16 protein-coding genes are annotated in these 22,546 nt (G+C 65.8%); 8 read left to right on the top strand and 8 right to left on the bottom strand.

Annotated features, from left to right (window positions below; translation table 11 throughout):
- Positions 1 to 5: 5 nt before the first annotated feature.
- The 4 genes from AB7290_RS10185 to AB7290_RS10170 all read left to right on the top strand — a co-directional run bounded on the left by AB7290_RS10185 (position 6) and on the right by AB7290_RS10170 (position 3,564).
- Positions 6 to 617, top strand: a complete 612-nt coding sequence (locus AB7290_RS10185) for a TetR/AcrR family transcriptional regulator (protein WP_085399746.1) — start codon at positions 6 to 8, stop codon at positions 615 to 617.
- Between the two features lie 311 nt (positions 618 to 928).
- Positions 929 to 1,219, top strand: coding sequence for a hypothetical protein (locus AB7290_RS10180; protein ID WP_071910478.1), 291 nt, complete (start codon positions 929 to 931; stop codon positions 1,217 to 1,219).
- Between the two features lie 129 nt (positions 1,220 to 1,348).
- Positions 1,349 to 2,554 (top strand): NAD(P)/FAD-dependent oxidoreductase, encoded by a 1,206-nt coding sequence (locus tag AB7290_RS10175; protein ID WP_135214118.1) that lies wholly within the window; start codon positions 1,349 to 1,351, stop codon positions 2,552 to 2,554.
- Between the two features lie 92 nt (positions 2,555 to 2,646).
- Complete coding sequence (locus AB7290_RS10170) at positions 2,647 to 3,564, top strand: MBL fold metallo-hydrolase (RefSeq protein ID WP_041953298.1); 918 nt, start codon at positions 2,647 to 2,649, stop codon at positions 3,562 to 3,564.
- Between the two features lie 93 nt (positions 3,565 to 3,657).
- Here the strand turns inward: AB7290_RS10170 and AB7290_RS10165 are convergent, their stop codons facing one another.
- The 4 genes from AB7290_RS10165 to AB7290_RS10150 form a co-directional block, all read right to left on the bottom strand.
- The gene (locus tag AB7290_RS10165; RefSeq protein ID WP_085399748.1) at positions 3,658 to 4,215 is read right to left on the bottom strand and encodes a hypothetical protein; all 558 of its coding nucleotides are present in this window, start codon (positions 4,213 to 4,215) and stop codon (positions 3,658 to 3,660) included.
- 286 nt (positions 4,216 to 4,501) lie between these two features.
- On the bottom strand, positions 4,502 to 7,087 hold the full coding sequence (locus AB7290_RS10160; protein ID WP_085399753.1) for an EAL domain-containing protein: 2,586 nt from the start codon (positions 7,085 to 7,087) through the stop codon (positions 4,502 to 4,504).
- A 155-nt stretch (positions 7,088 to 7,242) separates the two neighbouring features.
- A complete protein-coding gene (locus AB7290_RS10155) occupies positions 7,243 to 8,544 on the bottom strand; it encodes an MFS transporter (RefSeq protein ID WP_085399749.1) in 1,302 nt (433 codons plus the stop codon).
- 93 nt (positions 8,545 to 8,637) lie between these two features.
- The gene (locus AB7290_RS10150) at positions 8,638 to 11,028 is read right to left on the bottom strand and encodes a bifunctional diguanylate cyclase/phosphodiesterase (protein ID WP_085399750.1); all 2,391 of its coding nucleotides are present in this window, start codon (positions 11,026 to 11,028) and stop codon (positions 8,638 to 8,640) included.
- A gap of 324 nt (positions 11,029 to 11,352) precedes the next feature.
- Here AB7290_RS10150 and AB7290_RS10145 point away from each other — a divergent pair, with 324 nt between their 5' ends.
- Complete coding sequence (locus AB7290_RS10145) at positions 11,353 to 12,519, top strand: ABC transporter substrate-binding protein (protein WP_085399751.1); 1,167 nt, start codon at positions 11,353 to 11,355, stop codon at positions 12,517 to 12,519.
- 214 nt (positions 12,520 to 12,733) lie between these two features.
- On the opposite strand, the gene AB7290_RS10140 is transcribed toward AB7290_RS10145, so the two are convergent.
- Genes AB7290_RS10140 through AB7290_RS10130 form a run of 3 tightly spaced genes read right to left on the bottom strand, consistent with a single transcriptional unit; the run spans position 12,734 to position 16,631 of the window.
- Positions 12,734 to 13,711, bottom strand: coding sequence for a hydroxyacid dehydrogenase (locus AB7290_RS10140; protein ID WP_085399490.1), 978 nt, complete (start codon positions 13,709 to 13,711; stop codon positions 12,734 to 12,736).
- A gap of 12 nt (positions 13,712 to 13,723) precedes the next feature.
- On the bottom strand, positions 13,724 to 15,598 hold the full coding sequence (locus tag AB7290_RS10135) for a TRAP transporter large permease (protein WP_224517443.1): 1,875 nt from the start codon (positions 15,596 to 15,598) through the stop codon (positions 13,724 to 13,726).
- A 1-nt stretch (position 15,599) separates the two neighbouring features.
- The gene (locus AB7290_RS10130; RefSeq protein WP_028147675.1) at positions 15,600 to 16,631 is read right to left on the bottom strand and encodes a TRAP transporter substrate-binding protein; all 1,032 of its coding nucleotides are present in this window, start codon (positions 16,629 to 16,631) and stop codon (positions 15,600 to 15,602) included.
- Between the two features lie 427 nt (positions 16,632 to 17,058).
- Between AB7290_RS10130 and AB7290_RS10125 the strand changes: the two genes are divergently transcribed.
- Both AB7290_RS10125 and AB7290_RS10120 read left to right on the top strand, forming a co-directional pair.
- Positions 17,059 to 18,549 (top strand): caspase family protein, encoded by a 1,491-nt coding sequence (locus AB7290_RS10125; protein ID WP_085399491.1) that lies wholly within the window; start codon positions 17,059 to 17,061, stop codon positions 18,547 to 18,549.
- 323 nt (positions 18,550 to 18,872) lie between these two features.
- Entirely contained in the window at positions 18,873 to 20,540 is a 1,668-nt protein-coding gene (locus AB7290_RS10120) for a SulP family inorganic anion transporter (RefSeq protein WP_085399492.1), read from the top strand.
- Positions 20,541 to 20,774: 234 nt separating this feature from the next.
- Here the strand turns inward: AB7290_RS10120 and AB7290_RS10115 are convergent, their stop codons facing one another.
- Complete coding sequence (locus AB7290_RS10115) at positions 20,775 to 20,948, bottom strand: hypothetical protein (protein ID WP_161495774.1); 174 nt, start codon at positions 20,946 to 20,948, stop codon at positions 20,775 to 20,777.
- Positions 20,949 to 21,068: 120 nt separating this feature from the next.
- Here AB7290_RS10115 and AB7290_RS10110 point away from each other — a divergent pair, with 120 nt between their 5' ends.
- Positions 21,069 to 22,382 (top strand): ABC transporter substrate-binding protein, encoded by a 1,314-nt coding sequence (locus tag AB7290_RS10110; RefSeq protein WP_063981582.1) that lies wholly within the window; start codon positions 21,069 to 21,071, stop codon positions 22,380 to 22,382.
- Positions 22,383 to 22,546: the final 164 nt, after the last annotated feature.

The following is a 22,546-nucleotide window of genomic DNA, read 5'->3' as shown; positions in this document are numbered from 1 at the left end:
CGCCGATGTCAAGGCTGAGAACCAGGCCGACCAGGGACCACACACGCGACAAACTGTTCGAGGCGGCCGCGCGCGTGTTCGAGGCGGACGGCATCGGCGGCGCCAGCATCGAGGCGATCGCGGCCGCCGCGGGCTTCACCCGCGGCGCGTTCTATTCCAACTTCAAGAGCAAGGACGAATTGATCATCGCCATGCTCGAGGATCACGTCGAGCAGTCGATCCGGCGCAACCTCGACATCCTCGCGCAGCACGACAATCTCGACGATTTCATCGCGGCGCTGAAGACGATGGATCGCAGCCGGCAAGACCCGCTCGGCCGCTCGCCCCTTCTGCACATGGAGATGATCCTGTTCGTCGCGCGCGCCGAGAAGCGCCGCCCGGAGCTTGCCAAGCGGCTGCGCGCGCGCCGCAAGCTGGTCGCCGACATCGTCGAGGCCACGTTGAAGAGCAACGGCAGGAACGACACGCTGAATCCGCCGTGGATGGCCTCCGTCGTGCTGGCGCTGGAAGACGGCTTTCGCCTGCACCGCCTGATCGATCCGGAGACAACGCCGGCCGACAGTTTTCTGCGCGCGATCACGGATTTGAGGCGCAGGACCGGATTGTCGTCGAACTAGCCTGGATCGCCGATATCAGGTCCACGACCGGACCGTCATCCGACCGGCGTTGAATTCTCCGACAACTCGCCGCCCGCCCCAATCGTGCGTTTTTGAAAACGTGCGCCTGATTGCAGCAGGATCGGACAAGGCATTGCCGCTTCGGGAAATACGCCGGGCCTCCGCGCCGCTAACCGGCTAGGCGCCGAGCGATTGGCGCAGGCGCGTGGGTTAGCAGCAATCTCTCGACAGGGACGGCAATCGCTCTGGCGCAGCCGACGATCCGATTGGCTAAACATCGCAACGTCACATCATGGGGACGGAGACAAACGATGGACAGGAAACGGCTTGCAATCGCGCCACGGCGGAAGGCCGTCTCGACGGCGCTCATGTACGGGCTTTCACTGACCGTGCGTTTCACCTCGCCGACGGCCGATGAGGCGCCGCCACAGATCGCACAAGACGCCAAGGTCTCGACGTCGATCCTGATCGATCGGGGCTGGACCAACAAACCTGCGCTGCCGGTCGCCCTGCGCGGCTGGCCATCGGGCCCGCGAAGCTGCCGCGCAGGATGTGAAGGCCCTGCGCTGCTGTCCTCGCTGCCGAACTGCACCGCGCCGTAAAGGCCCGGCGGTCTCCGTCTCACCTCTTCGCGTCATCATCGCTCGCAACAGGCTCTGCTCGCATCGAGCGGCGGCGATGGCGCGCGTTTCGAACCAACAACCCCAGAACCAAATCCAGGAGTGAACCACATGCGACTGCTCATCATTGGCGCCGGCTTCGCCGGCATGTACGCCGCCCTCTCCGCCGCCCGCCTGCGCGACATTCAGGGGGTCTCACCGGAAGAGCTCGAGATCGCGCTCATCGCACCGGAGCCGACGCTGGTGGTCCGCCCTCGGCTCTATGAGCCGAAGCCGGAAACCCTGACGGCGCCGCTGCTCGGTGTCCTCAAGGCGATCGACGTCGACTACATCCAGGGGAGCGCCGAGACCGTCAACACCGAGGCGCTGACGGTTCAGATCTCGACTCCCAAAGGCACCCGCAAGACCCTGTCCTACGACCGCCTGGTGATCGCCACCGGCAGCCGCCTCTTCCGACCCAACATTCCCGGCCTCGCCGAGCACGGCTTCAGCGTCGACTCGCTCGACGACGCGGTTGCTCTCGACAAGCATCTGCATGGCCTCGCCGACCGGCCGGCCGTCAATGGACGCGACACGGTCGTGGTCGCCGGCGGCGGCTTCACCGGCATCGAGGCGGCGACCGAGCTGCCCGCACGCCTGCGCGCCATCTTCGGACAAAACGCCAGGACGCGCGTGATCATCGTCGAGCGTAACGGCGCAATCGCTCCCGACATGGGCGAAGGCTCCCGCCCGGTCATCGAGCAGGCGCTGCGCAAGCTCGGCGTGGAGACAAGGCTCGGCACCGGCGTTGCCTCGCTCGACAAATCCGGCGTGACGCTGTCGACCGGCGAACACATCGAAACCGAGACGGTGGTCTGGGCAGCCGGCATTCGCGCCGCGCCCCTGACAGCGCAGATTCCCGCCGAGCGCGACAATTTCGGCCGGCTGCTGGTGGACCGCGATCTGCGCGTGCCCGGCATCGCCGGCGTCTTCGCCACCGGCGATGCCGCGCGGGCCGCATGCGACGACGAGGGCAATTACGCGCTGATGTCGTGCCAGCACGCCACGCGGATGGGCGCCTTTGCCGGCAACAACGCGGCCGCCGAACTCCTGCGCGTCCCGACCAGGCCGTATCACCAGAAGGCCTACGTCACGTGCCTTGATCTCGGCGAAGCCGGCGCGCTGTTCACGCGCGGCTGGGAGCGCAAGGTCGAGATGGTCGGCGACGTCGCCAAGAAGACCAAGCAGGAGATCAACACGGTCTGGATCTACCCGCCCCGTGCCGAGCGTGCCGCAGCGCTCGCGTCGGCCGATCCGGAGCGTGTGACGAGCCTCTAGAAGCACGAAACGATCACGGCCGCACCTCCCTGGCTGCGCGGCCTGCTCAACCAAGACCAGCCGGGAGCCCTACCTTGAAACAGGAGACCAACATGAACCTGCACAACACCTCATACCCCGCGACATCGAAGCCGGAAGAGCTCGTTCCATCGCGCTACGCGCTGAAGGTCGGCGAAATCGACGTGCTGGTGGTCAGCGACGGCGTGCTGCCGCTGCCAACCACGATGCTGGCGCACAATGCCGACCCGGCCGTCCGGGCGACCTGGCTGCACGACATGTTCCTCCCGCAGGACGCTTTCGACTGGGCGCTGAATGCGGTCGTGGTCCGCAGCGGCGACAAGACCATCCTGATCGATGCTGGACTGGGGTCAGACCCGGATCTGCACTTGCCGCGCGCCGGCCAGTTGATCAAGCGACTGGAAGCCGCCGGCATCGATCTTTCGTCCGTGACCGATCTGGTGCTGACCCACTTGCACATGGATCACATTGGCGGACTGCTCGTCGACGGGGTGAAGGAGCGGCTGCGCAAAGACCTGCGGATCCACGTGGCGGCCGCCGAGGTCAAATTCTGGGAGGCGCCCGATTTCTCCCACACCGCCATGCCGCCGGGCTTCCCGGACGCGCTTCGGGCGACCGCTAAGCGGTTCGTCAAGGAGTACGGAAGTCAGCTGCGGCAGTTCGATGAGCAGCACGAGGTTGCGCCGGGCGTCGTCGTTCGTCGCACCGGCGGTCACACCCCCGGACACAGCGTGGTTCGCGTGGCATCCGGCGGGGACGGGCTGACATTCGCCGGCGACGCCGTGTTTGCCGTCGGGTTCGATCAACCCGACTGGCACAACGGTTTCGAACACGACCCCGAGGAGGCGGCGCGCGTTCGGGTCGGTCTGTTGCGAGAGATTGCCGCGAGCGGCGAGATGCTGGTGGCAACACACATGCCGTTCCCCTCCGTCGGCCATGTGGCGGTCGCCGGCGACGCCTTCCGCTGGGTGCCGGTCTTCTGGGACTACTGATCGCTCGCTGAGCCAACGTGAGACCAGGGCGCGCATTCATGGCGGGCCCTGGTTTCGATGCGCGAATCGAGTCAGCGCGGCGCGCTGCCGATATCAGATCCGATCGTTGATCAGGACGCCGGACAACGACGGATCGTTCGCATCGGTCGTATCGCCTGCTTTCGTCGCGCTATAGGTCGAGTCCGCAAGCGAGCTTTTCAGCTGCTGGAGAAACTGTTGCAGCAGCTCCGCCGTCGAATTGCCGCTTGACGAGTCGTCCGTGCCGTTGACCGAGGGAGGCTCACCGGATGGCGGTGGCCCGTCCGGCGGCGGTCCACCCGCTCCGTGCGGTCCATGCGAGAGCGCCGCCTTGAAAATTCCTTGCAGCTCGGTGGCCTGCTCGTCCGTCAACTTGCCGGCCGACACTTGCTGCTGGATGAGGCCATTAATCTTCGACGCGAAGGCGTCGGGCGAAGATGTCCCGCCGCCGGATTGATCGCTTGCACCGGTTGACTGCAACGCGGAGCCGATGCTGCTGAGCGCGGCCGACAGCGCCGACTGATCCGACGCATCGATCGTGCCGGAACTGACTTCCGCTTGCAGCTCGTCTTGTAATTGTTGCAACGGTGATGAGCGGTGGTGATTGGAGGAGAGCGCAGAAATCGAGGTCATGGTGGCTTTCCGTGCTTTTGGCGGACCCGAGGTGACGTTGCCCCGAGTCCCATCCAGTCCTGAGTTCGCCCTGGCAGTTGGATTTGCCCGGTTGCGCGGTGGTAGGAACGGGAGCTGGCGCGGAGCATTTGGCAGGGCGCCGCGCCGGTTGCTCGATATTGCCGATCGGCAATTGGAAATATCCAGAAACAAAAATCCGACCAGCCGATCATCAGCTGGGGCTGGGGCTGGGGCTACCCGTTGAAAGGGATGACTGCCGGATTGTACGCGAACGCCCTGGAGCCGACTATGCCGACCGCTTCACCACGTCGCGACCGGCCGGCGTAACATCGAGCCGCCCCAGCATTGCCCTCGCCTGCTCGGCGCAGTGCTCGATCAACCAGCGTTCGAATGCGACCGGCGGCAGCGCGGGCGCGTAGAGGAAGCCCTGGACGACGTCGCAGCCGAGCTCGGCCAGCGTCTTGCGCTGGCCTTCGGTCTCGACGCCTTCGGCGACGACGGTCATGCCGAGGCCCTGTCCGACGCGCACCACGGCGGTGGCAACCGCGAGCGCGCCCGCGTCTCTCTCGATGTCGCGCATGAAACTGCGGTCGATCTTCAGCTCGCGGATCGGCAGATGCGCGAGCCGGCTGAGGCTGGAATAGCCGGTGCCGAAATCGTCCACGGAAAGCCCGACGCCGAGCGCGCGGATCGCGTTCATCGTCTCCAGCGCGGCGACGCTGTCCCGCATGAACGTGCCCTCGGTGATCTCGAGCATCAGCGCATCCGGCGGCAGATCGTATTCGGCGAGGGTGTCCTTGAGCCGCGCCGCCAGCGTGACGTTGCGGAAATTGATCGGCGACAGGTTCACCGACACGCTGGGAATGTTGAGCCCGGCGCGGCGCCAGTCCGCCATCTGCCGGCAGGCCTCACGCACCGACCACAGGCCGATCTGCTCGATCAGGCCGCACTCCTCGGCGAGCGGGATGAACTTCGCCGGCGAGACGTCGCCGAGCACGGCATCATGCCAGCGCGCCAATGCCTCGACGCCATGGACGGCACCGTCGCAACTGCGGATCTGCGGCTGGTAGCTGAGGGTCAGCGCGCCCTCGGCGATGGCGCGGCGCAGCGCGGCGATCAGCGCCAGGCGCTGCTCGGTGAGCCCGTTCATTTCGGCGCTGAAGATGCGATGGGTGGAGCGGCCGGCCTGCTTGGCCATGTACATGGCCGCATCCGCCTGCTGCATCAAGGTGTCGATGTCGGTCGCATGGTCGGGATAGAGGCTGATGCCGATGCTCGCCGACATCTGCAGCTGCCTGGAGCCAAGCCGCAGCGGCGCGGCGAGCGCCTCCGCGACCCCGGCCGCGACGCGCTCGGCGCTCTCGGCATTGCGCTGCGGCAGCAGGATGACGAACTCGTCGCCGCCGAGCCGTCCCAGCATGTCCTCAGGGCCGATCTGCTCGCGCAGGCGCTGCGCGAGCTGGATCAGCAGCTCATCGCCGGCAGCGTGGCCGAACGTGTCGTTGACGTCCTTGAAATGATCGACGTCGAGGAAGGCCAGCGCGACGTGGCTGCCGGTCGGGCAGGCATCGATGGCCGTGGTGATCAGGTGCCGCAGTTGCGCGCGGTTCGGCAGCCCGGTGAGAATGTCGTGATAGGCGAGCCGCGCGATCTCGGCGCGAGCTTCCTTGCGCTCGATCGCGAAGGCGCCGAGGTCGACGCAGGCGTTGACGATGCGGCGGTGCCAGTTGCTCGGCGCGCGCGTTTCACGGAAATAGAAGGCGAAGGTGGCGATGACCCGGCCGTCCTTGGCCTTGATCGGTGTCGACCAGCAGGCGCGCAGGCCCACTTCGAGCGGACGCGTCTTGTAGGGCTGCCAGCGCGGATCGGTGTCGAGATCTTCGGCCAGCACCGGTTCACCGTAGAAGGCCGCGGTGCCGCAGGATCCGACATTCGGACCGATCGCGATGCCGTCCAGCGCACGCGAATAGTCCTCGGGCAGGCTGGGCCCGCCGAGCGGATGGACGAGGCCTGCGGCATCGACGTGAAGCAACGAGCAAACCACGTCAGGCGCGATCTCCTCGACCCTTCGGCACAGCCTGTCGGCGATATCGGTGATCGGAACCTCGTCGGCCAGCGCACTCATGATGAGCTGCTGGAGCGAGCGCAGCTGCCTGGTCTCGGTGATGTCCTCGAGCAGCGCGAAGATGTGCCTGGCACGGCCCTTCTTGTCGCGGAAGACGTCGATACGGGCGCAGACCCAGATCTCCTCGCCGCCCTTGTTGTAGACCAGCGTCTCGATTTCGCCGCGGCGGCCGCCGGTCATCAGGCGCTTGACGAGCTTCGCGACGGCCTTCCGATCGGTGTGGCGGCCGGCGATCAGCGCGCCGGCGCGGCGGCCCTCGGCCTCCTCGCTGGTGTAGCCAAACAGCGTCCCGAAGGTGGAATTGACGTAGACGATGTTCTGGTCCGTGTCGGTGATGAGCACCGCGCGGTTGGTCTGGTCGGAGACGGCGTGGAGAAGCCCGATTCTGACGCGGCGCTCGGCCTCCGCGGTGACGTCACGCGCGAACACGACGTGATGGGTGGCGCCGCCACGCGTGACGGATGAAAGCGAGATGGCCGCCCGGATCCGGGTGCCGTCGCGCCGCACGAGGCTGATCTCGTCGCGGAACTCCGCGACCGGATCGGCCCGAAGGCATTTGAGCGTGAGAAGTTCGGCGTCGCAGCCGAGCACCTCGGCGCGCGCGAGTTTCCAGATCCGCTCTGCACCGGCATTGAAATGCGTGATGCGACGCGCGCTGTCGACGATGACGATACCGCCGTCGGCACATTCGAGCGCAGCCAGCAGCACGTCCGGAATTTCTGTCATGGGACAATCGGCGGCAGACATCGTTGGACCCGGATGCATCGGGAAGATGGCAAGGGGGGCCGAGGCTAGCGCCGCGATGGTGTCCAAGACGTTTTTGCAACCGGGTCGCGTCCGGCCAAGACGCGACATGCTTAACGGCTCGCGAAAGCTGCGAAGGCAATCCGATGCATCGGAACCTATTCGGCCGCGCTTGTGGGCTTGAGCTTGTGCAACCGGCCGGCCACCGCCCGCACCTTGCGTGGAGCGGCCTGCCAGACCGAGAGCGCAGACAGTCCGCTCACGACCATGGCGATGGCGAAGGCGAGCGTGTAGTCGCCGGTGCGATCATAGAGGAAACCCGTGAGCCAGGGACCCGCCGCGCCGCCGGCCAGGGCCGCCAGCATGATCGTTCCAAAAATGCTGCCCTGGTGCCTGCCCTGGAAGATCTCGAACACCACCGCGCCCATGATCGAGGTGAGGCCGTAGCCGAGCGCGCCTTGCGCGAACACCATGACATAGACCAGCCACAGCGACGGCTGGAATTTCAGCGCCATCAGCGCCGCGAAGCAGATCGCAAAGCCTGCGCAGCTGATCGCCCACACCCATTCCCGCCCGATCCGGTCGGAGACGTGGCCGAGCAGGATCTGGCCGGGAATGCCGAGCAGGCTGACGATGCCGAGCGCCCACACCGCGACACCGGGGCTGAAGCCGATGTCGAGCAGGAATTTGGTCTGGTGCACCTGCACCGCGTACCAGATGTACAGGCCGCTGAAATAGCCGAGCGCGATCCACCAGAAGCGCGCGGTCGCAACCGCGCGCTTGAGCGTCCAGTCGGTGCCGACCCAGACGGGATCGACGATGTTGGACACCGGTGTCGCCGCGCCCGCCGCCGGCGTGGCATCGCCGTCCGGCTGGAGGCCGATGTCTTCGGGCCGCTTGTGCAGGAACAGATTGATCGGCGCCAGCACGACGAGGATGAGCAGCCCCATCGCGGTACAGGCGGTGCGCCAGCCGGTCTCTTCGATCATGTGCTGCACCCAGGGCAGCAGCGTCACCGAGCCGATGCCGACGCCGGCAAAGGCAATGCCGATGGCGAAGCCGCGCTTGCGGATGAACCAGTTCGGCAGGAACAGCGACTGGCCGGAATAGCCGAGACACACCGAGCCGGCGCCGACCATGACGCCGATGGTCACGTAGAGATGCCAGGGCGTGCTGGTGAGTGGCGCGAGCAGCAGGCCGCCGCCCATCAGCACGACACCGAGTTCCATCACCGCGCGCGGGCCGGCGCGATCCATCAGGCGGCCGATCAGCGGGCTGACGATGCCCGACACGACGAAGCCGAAGGAGAACGCGCCGGCAGTGACGCCGCGTTCCCAGCCGAATTCGGAGATGATGGGAGGAAAGAACAGCGAAAACGCGGTGCGTGCGTTGACGCCGATCGCCATGGTCACGAAGGTCACCGCGACCACGACCCAGCCGTAGAAGAACGGAAGCCGCATGTTGTGCTTATTTCATCCCTAGATGGTGCTACCGACCATCCAGGGCCGTCTGGGTCAAGCGATTTTCACGAGATGCCCCTTTGGGCCGCGCGCTCAGGCCGCGTTGCGCTGCGAAGGCTGAGCGGTCTCGTCGAATGCGATCTGGTCGACCGGCTGCGGGCGTCCGAACAGATAGCCTTGCGCAAAATTGACGCCGAGCGCCGTCAGCCGCTCGAACTCCTCAGCTGTCTCGACGCCTTCGGCGGTGACCGACATGTCGAGGCCGCGTGCGAGCGTCACGATCGAGGCGATGATCGCGGAGCTGCGCGGCTGATGCGTGAGGTTGCGGATGAAGGACTTGTCGATCTTGATCTTGTCGAACGGGAACGTGGTCAGATAGCTCAGCGACGAATAGCCGGTGCCGAAATCGTCGAGCGCGAGCTCGATGCCGATGTGCTTTAGCCGCTCCATGAAGGCAAGGTTCTCGACGCCGCGTTCCAGCAGCACGGATTCGGTGATCTCGATCTCCAGCCGCTGCGGCGCCAGGCCGGAATCTGCCAGCGCCGCGCAGATCGTCTCGAACAGCTCGGCTTCCTTGAACTGGATCGGCGACAGATTCACGGCAACCATGAGATCGCACGGCCAGGCGGCGGCGTCCGCACAGGCGCGCCGAAGCACGAATTCGCCGAGCGGCACGATCAGCCCGGTTTCCTCGGCAAGCCCGATGAACTGGTCCGGCGGGATCAGGCCGCGGCTCGGATGCCGCCAGCGCACCAGCGCCTCAAAGCCGCGACGGCAACCGCTGGCGACGTCCATAAAGGGCTGATAGTGCACTTCGAGCTGGCACTGCGCGATGGCATCGCGCAAATCGCCTTCCAGCGTATTGCGAGCCTCGAGCTCGGCCGACATCGCCTCGTCGTAGATGGTGAAGCAGTTGCGGCCGGCCGATTTCGAGCGGTAGAGCGCGAGGTCCGCCTTCTTCAGCAGCTGCTCCTGGTCGCTGCCGTGGTCCGGTGCGATCGCGATGCCGATGCTGGTGCCGATCTCGACGCGATGGCCGGGCAGCAGGAACGGTTCGGCGACCAGCTTCGCGATCCGCGCGGCGAGCTCGGTCGCGCAAGTCCGCTGATCGTCGCAAGCCTCCTGGATGATGGCGAACTCGTCGCCGCCGAGCCGCGCCAGCACGTCGGTGGCGCGCAGCGCAGATCTCAGCCGCAGCGCCACCTGGCGCAGCAGCACATCGCCCGCACCGTGGCCGAGCGAGTCGTTGACGTTCTTGAAGCGGTCGAGATCGAGCATCAGGATCGCGAACGGCAGGCCCCGCACGCTCAACTGGCTGTTCATCATGTCGAGCCGGGTCAGGAAGAAGGCGCGGTTCGGCAGCCCGGTCAGGATGTCGGTCTGGGCGAGTTCCAGCACCCGCCGGTTCGCCAGCGAGAGCCGCCGCGAGTTGCGGCTTGCGAGCATCAGATAGGTCGCGAGCGACAGCGTCAGCAGCATGCCGACGACGATGACCGCAACCGCGCGGTCGTAGGCCGTCTCCAGCGAACCGCCGGCCGTCGGCATGGCGCGCACCTGCCAGTCGGTATCCCCGATCTTGAGGCTGCCCGACCAGTGCAGCGCCCGGGCGACGTCCCGCATCGACTGCGGCGACGTGGCGGCCGACGAATAGTCCGGCAGGGTCTGTTCCAGGCTGACGATCTGTCCCGTGAAGGGCGGATAGACGTTCACGCTGACCGCGGGGCTTGCTCCCGTGGTCACGCGAATGGACTGGATCAGCAGCGGCAGGTCGAAGACGCCGACGACGAAGCCCGCCAGATTGCGGCGCCGGTCCGCCACCGCCTCGCGCGAGGTTCCCTTGGCGTAGACGGGAATGGCAACGAGCACGTCGGGCTGCCGGCCGCCCTCCTTCGGTTCGTAGAGGCGCGTGCGAATGGCGGCGACGCGGTCGTTGTCGCGCGCGCGCTCGAGGGCTGCGCGGCGCTCTGGAACGGTCGCGTAATCCATGCCGTAGACCGACGACGTCTTCGGCTGGGTCGAGTAGAACACCGGGAAATATTCATCGGCTTGCGGCGCGGTCGCGAAGGTCTCGCCCTGGAGCGACTTGATGCGATAGCCGGACACGCCGTCCGTGGCCGCGGCGGCCTCGTATTCGGCGCGCTCTTTGCGGTTGACGCGCGGCAGCCAGGAGATGCGTAGCATGCCGGGATGACGTTCGAACAGCCGGGAGCTGAAGGTCTCGAATTCGCTGCGGGTGATTTCCTCGTTGGTCGATTCGAACAGCGTACGCAGCGCGACGAGCCTGGAGATGTACTCGCTCATGCCGTTCTGCATGACGATGGCTTCGGTTTCAGCGGCGTTCTCGAACTCGATCTTGTTGACGCGATTTTCCCATCGCGCCACGGCGGCGGCGCCGACGAGCGAAAACAGAAGACCGACGCCGATTGCGACGAGCGCAGGGCGATAGAGTCCGAGCAGCGGCGCGGCGCGCCACCATCCGGTCATACGTTCTCTATCCTGATCGTTCCGCCCCCGACCGCCCATCTTGATCCGCAAGTCCCCTCGTCGCGGCAACCCACTTCTGGTTGAGCTGCCGGAACTGCTATCGGACCAGGATCGCGGTTAAGAACCGCACAATTTCGAAACCGGGTCGTCGCGCATTGCGTGGCTTAGTTAACGATTGGCCTGCAAGCAGGGCCCATTGTGCGAGCAATTTGCCGCTTTTCCCCGGAGTCCTACGGAGCACCGTTACATCAGGGGTTAGCGAGCTGTTCAGGACGACGGGACTATCGTTTCCGGCAGGTATTCCCTTATCCGGCAAGCATCCTCATGACACGATCGCGATCAGCGGCCTGCGTCGCTTTGGCCGTCGCGCTACTCGCCGCGGCCAATCCTGCAGCGAAAGGCGACGAGGTCGGCGTCAGCGACGATACAATCCTGTTCGGCCAGGCCGCCGCGCTCGAAGGCCCCTCCTCCGCGCTCGGACAGCGGATGCGGCAAGGCATCGTCGCGGCATTCACCGAGATCAACGAAAAGGGCGGCGTCCACGGCCGCAGGCTCCAGCTCATCAGCCGCGACGACGGCTACGATCCCGACCGCTCGGTGGCGCAGACGCTGCGGCTGATCGAGGACGACAAGGTGTTCGCGCTGATCGGCGCGGTGGGCACGCCGACCGCGATGGCGACGATACCGATCACCAGCACCAGGAACATCCCCTTCATCGGCCCCTTCACCGGCGCTGAATTCCTGCGCGACCTCGAGCTTGCGAACGTCGTCAACATTCGCGCAAGCTATGGCGCTGAAGCGGAGGCCTGGGTCAAGCACCTCACCGAGGATCGCCACTTCACCCGCATCGGCATCTTCTATCAGGACGATTCCTTCGGACGCGACGGTCTCGCCGGCGTGAAGCGCGCACTCGCCAGGCGCGGCCTCGAGCTCGCCGCCGAAGGCACCTTCGAGCGCAACACCCGCGCGGTCGGCGCGGCCTGGCGCATGATCAAGCGCGCCGAGCCCGAAGCCGTCGTCATGGTCGGGACCTACGGCCCTTGCGCGGAGTTCATCAAGCTCGCGCATCGCAGCGGCTTCCATCCGACCTTCGTCAACATCTCCTTCGTCGGCGCCAATGCGCTCGCCCGAGAGCTCGGCCCCGACGGCGAAGGCGTCATCGTCTCGCAGGTCGTGCCGTTTCCCTGGGATCGCTCGCAAAAGCTCGTCGCCGACTACCAGGCGGCGCAGAACGCGTTCGACCCGACGCTGACACCGGACTTCGTCTCGCTCGAAGGCTATCTCTCCGGCCGCCTCGCGGCCGCGGCGCTGGAGAAGGCCGGGCCGCAGCCGACCCGCGCGAGCCTCCTGCGCGCCATCAACGACGTCGGCCGCTTCGACATCAGCGGCAGCATCGTCACCGTCGGCGCGCGCATGACCGACGCGCCGCTGAAGGTGTTCTTGACCGTGATCCAGAAGGACGGGACGTTCAGGGCGGTGGACCGGCTGTAGGCTAGCCCCGACTAGCGCCACGAAAAAGGTGCGCTCCCTCCCCCCTTGCGGGGGAGGGTTGGGGAGAGGGGCAGCCCAGGAAAAGGTGCTTGTTGCCGACGATGCACCGCTCGGTGCGCGACGGAAAGAATCCCCGTGCGGCACCCCTCTCCCTGCCCCTCCCCCGCAAGGGGGAGAGGGAACGGAGAGAGCTGTGCTGTCGGCTAGTAAGTCTTCAAGGCCGCCGCGTCCAGCGGTCGGCGTTGACGGCGCCTTGCGGGACCTCGCCTTTGACGATCGCTTCGACCTGCCGCACCGTTTCCAGCGACTGGTATTCGATCGCCTGTGGCGTCAGCCCGCCGACATGTGGCGTCGCGATAACGTTGGGAAGCCTCGCCAGCTCCGGGCTCGGCATCTGGTCGGGCGCGCGGCCGACATCCATCGCCGCGCCGGCGATGCGGTTTTCGCGCAGCGCGCGTGCCAGCGCAGCCTCGTCGACGAGATTGCCGCGCGAGAGATTGATGAACACGGCATACTTCTGCATGCGCGCCAGCGCCGCCTCGCCGATCAAATTCTCGGTCTTCTCGTTGGCGATGGCGAGGCAGACGACATAGTCGGAGGCCCCAAGAAGCTCGTCGAGACTGACCTGTCGGATCGCGCTGTCGCTGACATCAGCGAAGGGATCGGAGACCAGCACCTCCATGCGCATCACCTTGGCGATTTCGGCGAGATAGCGCCCGATGCTGCCATAGCCGATGATGCCGATCCGGCTGCCGGCGAGCTGGCGGCCCATCCGCGCCTCGACCTCGCGGCCGGCCTGGTAATCCGCCGTCGCCCGCGAGACGCCGCGGGAGAGATCGACCATGTAGCCGATCGCAAGCTCGGCCACCGCCTGCACGAAGCCGGGACCGGCCCGCGTCACGAGCACGCCGGCTTGCGAGGCCGCATCGACATTGACGTTGCGGATGTCGACGGCACAGCGGACGAAGGCACGCAGGCGCGGCAGTTGCGCAAAGATCTCGCCGCGCCCTTCCGTCATGCGGTCGGCGACGATAATGTCGGCATCTTTCGCCGCACGCACGAGGGTAACCGCGTCCAGCGTATCGTCGCTCTCGTGCAGGATCACCTCGGCGGCTGCCCGCAGGCCGTTCAGGCTGCGGTCGCCGTAGTAATTGCGACGCATCTCCGGCGTATGGGCGAGCAACACTTTCAAGACGAGACTCCCTTAATAGCCGAATGCCCGCGGCAGCGCGGTCGAGAGCCATGGCACGAAGGCTATGACGAGCAGGCAGAGGAACAACAGGCCGAGATAGCCCATGATCGGCTTCACCGTCTGCTCGATCGGCACGTTGCCGATCAGGCAGGCGCCGTAGAGTCCGAGCCCGAGCGGCGGCGCGAACAGGCCGATGCCCATCGCGATGACCAGCACGACGCCGAAATGCAGGGGATCGACACCGAGCTGCACGGCCACCGGCAGCAGCAGCGGCCCGAAGATGATCAACGCGGCCGCGCCTTCCAACACCGAGCCCATCACGATCAGCACCGCGATCGCGAGCAGGATGAACAGCCAGACGCCTGAGGTCTTGGACAGTCCCAGCATGAAATCGCCGACCGCATGCGGCACCTGCTGCAAGGTCAGCGTGAACGCCAGCGACTGCGCCGCGGCGACGATGAACAGCACGAGCCCCGCGCGCGTCGCGCCCTGCACGAAGCTGTGTGCGGCCGACCTAAAGGTGAGCTCGCGGAACACGACGCTGCCGACGACGAGCGCATAGGCCACGGCAAACGCGGAGATCTCCGTCGCCGTCGCAAATCCGCTCTTGAAGCCGAAGAAGATCATGAAGATCAGGCCGAACGAGGCGATGGCGCCGCTCCACAGGCCCGACACCGGCATCTGCGGCGCAACGTCCTCGGTATCCGCCGGCCGCTTGCCGAAGATGATGGACACCGCGATCAGGACCAGCGCCATCAGCGCCGCCGGCAACAGCCCCGCGACGAACAGGCCGCCGATCGACAGGTTCGCGACGAAACCCAGGATGATCAGGTTGATGCAGGGCGGAATGGTCTCCGCCATCACCGCGGATGCGGCAAGCAGCGCCACCGCGCCGCCCGGGTTCTGCTTCGAGCGTCGCGCCGCCGGGATCAGCACCGAGCCGACCGCGGCGACATCCGCCATCTTCGAGCCCGAGATGCCGGAGAACAGCACCATCGAGGCCACCATCACGACATTCAGGCCGCCGCGCATACGGCCGACGCCGCGCTGTAGCAACTCGATCAGCCGCACCGACATGCCGTTGGCTTCCATGAGGTAGCCGACGAGGATGAAGAAGGGAATCGCGAGCAGCACGAAATTGTCGATGCCGCGCGCCATCTGCTGGGCGAAGATCACGCCGGGCAGCGCGCCTTCGACCCAGATGAAGATCAGCGCGGCCAGCGCCAGCGCAAAGCCGATCGGCAATCCGCCGAACAGGGTTGCGAAGAAGCCGATAAACATCAGCGTGCCCGCCGACGGCACCGTGGACGGCGACAGATAATCCCAGGCGAGATAGAGGCCGCTGACGATGACGACGGCAACGAGGCCCCTGACGATGTCGGGCAGCGGCCGCGCGCAGAGCTGGTCGATCGCGAACACCGTCATGAACAGCGCGCCGATGCCCATCGGGTAGAAGGTCAGCTCCAGCGGCAGGCCGGACCCGGTGGTCTGGCCTGAAGTCAACGATCCCAGCTTGATGGCGTTGTAGGCGACATAGCCGGAGATCAGCACGACCAGAAGCGCACTCGCGGCATCGACCAGCGTGCGCAGCCGCACCGGCAGCAGATCGCGGAAGAAGGACACGCCGACATTCTCGCCACGCGCGAGCGCGCTCGCTGCGCCGAAGAAGGCCGAGCCGACCATCAGGCCGCGCGCGACGTCGTCAGACCATTCGACCGGCGCATTGAAGCAGAAGCGCAGCAGCACCGACGCGCAGACGACCACGAGATCGGCGGCCAGGAGGATGGCCGCAATCGCGTCGCTGAGGCGAAGCAGCAGCGTAATGCTCCCGTGGCGGCCGCCCGAGAGGGGCACGGCGGCTGTCAACGCCATCTCAGACTTGGTCATCTCAAGCTTGCGTCGCGCGGATGATGTCGATGACCGGCTTGGACTCCGGCCGCGCCTTGATGAAGTTCTCGTGCTGCGGCGCGACGCGCTTCTTGAAGGCTTCGCGGTCGCATTCGGCCACCGTCACGCCCTTCTCGGTCAAAGCCGTCAGCGCCTCCTTCTCGACCGCAAGCCCATGGGCACGCGTGTCGGCCGCGGCCTTCTTGGCGGCATCGAGGAAACCCTCGCGCAGCTTCGGATCCATGCGGTTGTAGGTCACGTCGCTGAAGTAGATCGCGAGCGGCGAGAAATTGTGCTGCGTCAGCGAGTAGAATTTTGCCGTTTCGAAGAACTTGCTGGCCAGGATCGTCGGCGGATCGTGCTCCAGCCCGTCGAGCACGCCGGCCTGGAGCGCCGTGTAGATCTCGCCGAAGGCCAGGGGCGTCGCGGCGGCGCCCATCAGGCGCAGGCATTCCGTGATCACCGGATTCGGCAGCGTCCTGATCTTGAGGCCGGCGAGATCCTCCGGCGTCTTCACCGGCTTCCTCGCGAGCACGCTGCGTGAGCCGAAATTATAGGCCCAGGCGATGATGCGGATGTTGCCACTCTTGAGCAGCGCGTCCTCGATCGGCTTGGCGGCGCCGGAATCGAACGCCTTGGTCTGCTGCGGGAAGCTCGAGAACAGAAAGCCGAGATCGAAGGTGCCGACCAGCGGCACCAGGTTGGCGGAGATCGACGAACCCGATACCATGAGGTCGATGACGCCGAGCTTCACCGAATTGATGACGTCGATCTCCTGCCCGAGCTGGTTGTCGGGAAAGAAGGCGACCTCGACCTGCTCGCCGAGCCCGTTGCCCTTCAGGTTCTTGACGAGGTTGTCGTAGTAGACGCGGCCGTTGGCGTATTTCGGATCGTTCGGCAGCGAGGAGGAGCATTTCAGCTTCAGCGTCGCCGCTTCGGCGCGACCGATGATGGCGGGAGAGAGAACGAGGCCGGCGGTAACCGCCGTCGACGACTTGATGAACGTGCGACGGCTCACGGGCACGATGGTCATGGCGCGGTCTCTCCCCGAATATTCTTGTTTACGGCCGAGATCGCTGCCGCGGCCTGTTGCGCGGACTGTATGGCCAAAGCGACGGGGCAGGCAAGGGTTGCAGCCGGCCGTCGCAAAGCGGCGTGTCGCGAGCATCGACGGCATCGGCGCCGTCAAAACAACCATGTTTGTCCGGGATTCTCGATCGGATCGGCCTGGTGGCCGATGTGCGACAGGACGCTTCGCGCAACAGCGGGGATCAATCCAATTGGTGCATGGATCAATGCGCAATTCACATGGATGCCGCCGGAGCGATACCCGGCGGCTCCGGCAGACGCCCTGCCCCATTTTGCCGCAGCTTGCTGCGTGATCCAGTGCACAGACAGACGCGTGGCCGCGACCTAGAAAAGGTGACATCATCGCGCGCATTGCCGATGGAGGTGACACTATGCGCCGTCCAGTCCTTCGCAATTTGTTTCTTGCCTCCAGCCTTGTCGCGCTCGCGCAATTGATGACACCGACGGACGCCGACGCCGAGGCGCGGCTCGCACTCGTGATCGGTCAATCGGCCTATCGCACCGTGCCGGAGCTGCCCAACGCAGCCAACGACGCCAGGGGCATGACGGAGCTGCTCGGCAATGCCGGCTTCACCGTCACCACGGCGGCCAATTTGGCGCAGAACGAGATGCGCGCTGCGATCTCCGATTTCGCCGGCAAGGTCAGCGCCAGCGGCGCCGACACCGTCGCACTGGTGTTCTATGCCGGCCACGGCCTCCAGATCGACGGCGAGAACTATCTGGTGCCGGTCGATCTCGATCCCAAGCGCGAGGCCGATATTCCGCTCCAGGGCGTACGGCTGAACGATCTGCTCAACACGCTCGGCGCGCTGCCGACGCGGGCACGCATCTTCATGCTCGACGCCTGCCGCAACAATCCGTTCCCGGCGCTCAGCGGCGCCGGCCACGGGCTCGCGATCGTCGACACCAAGGCCGGTGCACCCGGCTCCTTCATCTCCTATTCGACCTCGCCCGGCGCGGAAGCAGAGGACGGCTCCGGCGTCGACAGCCCCTACACCACGGCCGCGCTGACCGTCGCCAAGCAGCCCAACCTGCCGATCGAGGAAGTGTTCAAGCGCATCCGCATCGCCGTGGCGCAATCGACCGACGGGCGGCAGATCCCCTGGGAAAGCTCGTCGCTGACGACCGACTTCAAGTTCTTCGGCGGCGAGAGCAGCGGCGGACAGCCTGCTCTCCCGGGCGCATCCGCCATGGCACTCGCCAGCGGCACGCGCAGCGTCGCGGACTGGCGCAAGGATTTGCAGGGCAAGGAGCCGAAGGCTGCCTATGAGCTGGTGATCGCCGACGACACCGTCGAGGCGTATCAGGCCTATGTCGAGCTCTACGCACAGGCCTCCTACACGCCGCGCCTGCGCACGATCCTGGAGCGCCGGCGCCAGATGCTGGCCTGGGAGCGCGCCACCGCCATCAACACGCGCGCTTCGTTCGAGGCCTATCTGGCGAATTGGGACAACAGCGACCTCGCCGCAACCGCGCGCCGGCTGCTGCTCCGCGTGCAGAACCGCAACTATGCCTTGCCGGTCGCGGCCGCAGCGGCCCCTGCTCCGGTCGCGGTCGCAATGGCCCCAACCTGCCCGTGCTCGGCGCCGTCGACACCGGCAACGCCGGTCAATCCGGCGGTGGCGCCCGTCATCAAGAAGCGCGTCGACGACACGCCGCCGAAGCGAAAGGTGGTCGAGACGCCGCCGAAGCCGCGCCGGCCGCCGCCCGACGAAGTGATCTACGAGCGCGCGCCGCCACCTGGCCCGCCACCTGAAGCCGTGGGCGTCGGAATTGGCGTCGGGATTGGTCTCGGCATGGGTATGGGCGGCCGTGGCGGAGGCGGCTACGGACGCGGCGACTACAACCGCGGCAGGTATTGAGCCCCAGTTCACCAAGCGAATGGATGTCCGCAGGCCCTGCCTGCGGACATTTCTGTTGATGGTGAGCGGCCAGCAACTCTCGTGCCCCGGACGGAGCGCAGCGCTCCCGGCGATGCGACGCATCGTCCGGTGCGGTGCGCTGCAGAGCCGGGGCCCATGTACCAGCGAACTGTGCGGCGCGATGGGTCCCGGCTCTGCGCAGCAACGCTGGGCGTTGCAGCGCGTCCGGGACACGAGAGTTGCGGATATTTCGCCTTCTGTGGCCTTCCGGAAGTACTGTAGGCTGATCTGCTGACGCCAGCCTTTCCGGGGATTCCATATCGATGCCGCACGACGCGCCCGCCAAGAGCTCATGGCCGCTGTTCCGGTCACTCGCGTCCTATGCCCTGCCCGGCGACCTCATGGCGGGCCTGACGCTGGCGGCGATTGCGATCCCCGAGCAGATGGCCACGGCGCGGCTCGGCGGTTTTGCGCCGCAGATCGGCTTCTTCGCGTTCATGGCGGGCTCGCTCGGTTTCGCGCTGCTCGGCGGCAACCGCTTCCTGTCCTGCGGCGCGGATTCCACGATCACGCCGATCTTCGCCGGCGGACTTGCCGCGCTCGCTGCCACCGGCTCGCCTGAGTATCAGGGGCTTGCGATCGCGCTGGCGCTGATGGTCGGCGCGATGATGCTGGCCAGCGGCGCTTTCCGCCTCGGCGGCATCGCCAATCTTCTGTCCGTGCCGGTGATGGTCGGCTTCCTCGCCGGCATCTCCGTCCACATCATCGTCTCGCAACTGCCGGGCGTGCTCGGGCTTCCATCACCAAGCGGGCCGACACTCGAACGCATCGGCGTGCTCGCGACCGAACTCGGCCGCACGAACCCCTTCACGCTCTGCATCGGGCTTGGTGTGCTCGCCGTGGTCTTCATCGCCGAGAGGGTCAGCGCGAAAATTCCGGGCGCGCTGATCGGGCTCGTCGCCGCGACGCTGGCCACAATCGCGCTCGGCCTCGAAAGCAAGGGCGTCAGCGTCGTCGGCGCGGTGCCGGGCACGCTGCCGCGGCCGACCTTGCCTGACCTGGCACCGGAGCTATGGGTGCGCCTGGTGCCGCTCGCCTTCGTCATCACGGTCGTGGTGATGGTGCAGACCGCGGCGACGACGCGGTCGTTCCCGTCCGATCCCGACAAGCCTGCCGATGTCGACCGCGACTTCCTCGGGGCGGGCGCCGGCAGCGTGCTGTCCGGCCTGTTCGGCGCGTTTCCGGTCAATGCCAGCCCGCCGCGAACCGGGATCGTTGTCGAGACCGGCGGACAATCGCAGCTCGCGGGCCTTGCGGCCGGGGCAATCGTGCTGGCGCTGCTCGCGTTCGGGACGGGGCTGCTGCAGCACGTTCCGGACGCCGCGCTCGGCGGCATCCTGCTGTTCGTGGCGCTGCGGATCATCCGGGTGAAGCAGATCGCCATGATCTACCGGCAATCGTTCAGCGAGTTCCTGCTGATCGTCGCCACTGCCGCGCTGATCATCGTGCTGCCGATCCAGCAGGGCGCCTTCCTCGGCATCGTGCTGTCGCTGCTGCACGGCATCTGGAGCACGACGCGCGCGCGGCTCGTCGAGTTCGAGCGCGTGCCGGGCACCACGATCTGGTGGCCGGCGCATCCGCACATCACCGGCGAGCGCGTCGCCGGCGTCGCCGTGATTGGGCTCCAGGCGCCGCTGTCCTTCCTCAACGCGCCGGGTTTTCGCAGCGACGTGGCCAAGGTGCTCGGCACCTCGACGCCGCAACTGCTGGTGCTGGAGGCGAGCGGCATGGTCGAGATCGACTTCACCGCCGCGCAGATCCTGCTCGACGTCTTCAAGGCGTGCAGCGAACAGGGCGTCACCGTCGCGCTGGCGCGGCTGGAATCGGTGCGCGCGCAGAACGCGTTCGAACGTTTCAGACTGTTCGACGCCCTGCCCCGCGAACACGTCTTCCACAGCGTCGATGAGGCCGTGCGCAAGCTGGCAAAATAACCACCGCCTTCACTCGGTCCGCCGCCCCAAAGGGAGCGATACTTTTGGTCGCCGGCCAGTTCGCGGAGTGAGCCCATGGCCGCCGCGTCAAAGCTAGCACTTGATTTCCTGCCGCGACGGGCGACAATGATGTCGCGCCAGCTTCCGGTACCGAACTTCATATAAGACGGGGAAAACCCGCTTGGCCGCGGCTATACCGTCGCTGCGCGGGAGGGATCGTTATGACGGTAGGGTTCAAGCGCTGGCTGCAGCGCCGACATGATCCAGGCCGCCGATCGTATCGCCGTTACGATTGGGTGCGATGCAATCGCGCCGCTGCTCCGCGAAGAACGCCCCCTGGTTCGCGGCGAACTCGCCACCCCGGCGCTGCAAGTGGAAGGCCACCAAAGGATCATCGAGCCAATGCAATGCGCACGTTGTCGCGGGCGCATGCGTTGAGCCACGGAGGCGCGATAGACTGAAAGGCACTCCAGGCCGGCGTTAGACTGGCCAAAGGATATTAGCTCAGACACACCGAGGGAGGAATGCATGACGACGGTAACCCGACGTAACATCCTCAAGGGCGGCACGGCGCTTGTGGGCGGCATGGCCGGCATCCTGGCCACTGGCAGGGCTCCCGTTTTTGCACAGGGCACCACGGTACACTGGCTGCGTTGGAATGACTTCGTGCCAGCTTCCGATCAGCTATTGCGCAAGGAGCTGCTGCCTGCTGCCGAGAAGGCGCTGGGAATCAAGATCAATCTTGAGACTGTGAATGGCAATGACCTGCAGCCGCGCATCACCTCGGCGATCCAGTCGGGCTCAGGTCCCGACATCATCATGCTCTTCAATAACCACCCGCAGATCTATTCGGAGAGCGTCATCGACCTGTCCGACATCGCAGGTCGTGTGAGCGAGGCCGAAGATGGCTATTATGATCTGTGCAAGTCCAACTCCGCCGACGGCCAAAAATGGATCTCTTTGCCGTGGACCATCGTCGGCGCCATGATCGCCTACCGAAAATCCTGGTTCGATGAGATCGGCTCATCGACCTTCCCGGACACTTGGGAGAAGTATCGCGAGGTTGGCAAGAAGCTCAAGGCCCAGGGCCGGCCGATCGGTCAGACGCTCGGCCACACGTTCGGTGACGCGCCGACGTTCAGTTACCCGTACATGTGGTCGTGGGGCGGCACTGAGGTCGAGAAGGACGGCAAGACTGTCAACATCAACAAGAAAGAGGTCATCGAGTCCGTCAAGTTCATGACGGCTTTCTGGAAGGAAGCCCACGACGAGGGCGGGCTTGCCTGGGATGACACCAACAACAACCGTGCGTTCCTGTCGCAAACCATCTGCGCCACCCTCAACGGCGCTTCGATCTACATCGAATCGCTGCGCAACCCCGACAAATATATTACTGAAAAAGGCGCACAGCTGAAGACCGACATCCAGCACTCGCCGTTGCCCAAAGGCCCGGCCGGCCAATTCGCCATGCACACCTATTTCTCTCACGTCATTCCGAACTATTCGAAGAATCAGGACGGTGCGAAGGCGTTGTTGAAGTGGGTCCATACCAAGGCGAACTACGAGCCGTGGTTCGTCTCCCAGAAAGGTTTCGCGACACCGCCGACCCACGAATGGGAGAAACACAAGTTGTGGGAAGAGGACAAGGTCATGGCGCCCTTCAAGATCGCCGGCCTCCTGGGTCAGACGCCCGGGTACCCTCTGCCCTCATCAGGCAAGAAGGCTGCCGAAGTGCTCACCAAATACATCATCACAGATATGTACGCCAAAGCGATCCAGGGCGCTCCGGCGGAGGATTCCGTGAAATGGGCGGAAGTCGAACTCAAGAAGGTCTATTCTTGAAAGTACGTGCGCAGCACGTCGCACGGCTGCGAAGTGGCTGCCGCGCGCCCCGCGTCTCGGACTTGTACGGTGCGCCGTCTCTCTGTGAGGCGGCGCGATCAAAGTTTCGCATGACGCGTCTGTTGGCGTGCGCTTAGAGGTGAAGCGAGATGGCGATCGCCGAG

The sequence above is a fragment of the Bradyrhizobium sp. 613_E4_N2_2 genome, from assembly GCF_052075995.1.
GTDB classification, from domain to species: domain Bacteria; phylum Pseudomonadota; class Alphaproteobacteria; order Rhizobiales; family Xanthobacteraceae; genus Bradyrhizobium; species Bradyrhizobium barranii.
This window is presented reverse-complemented; position numbering and strand designations above follow the sequence as displayed.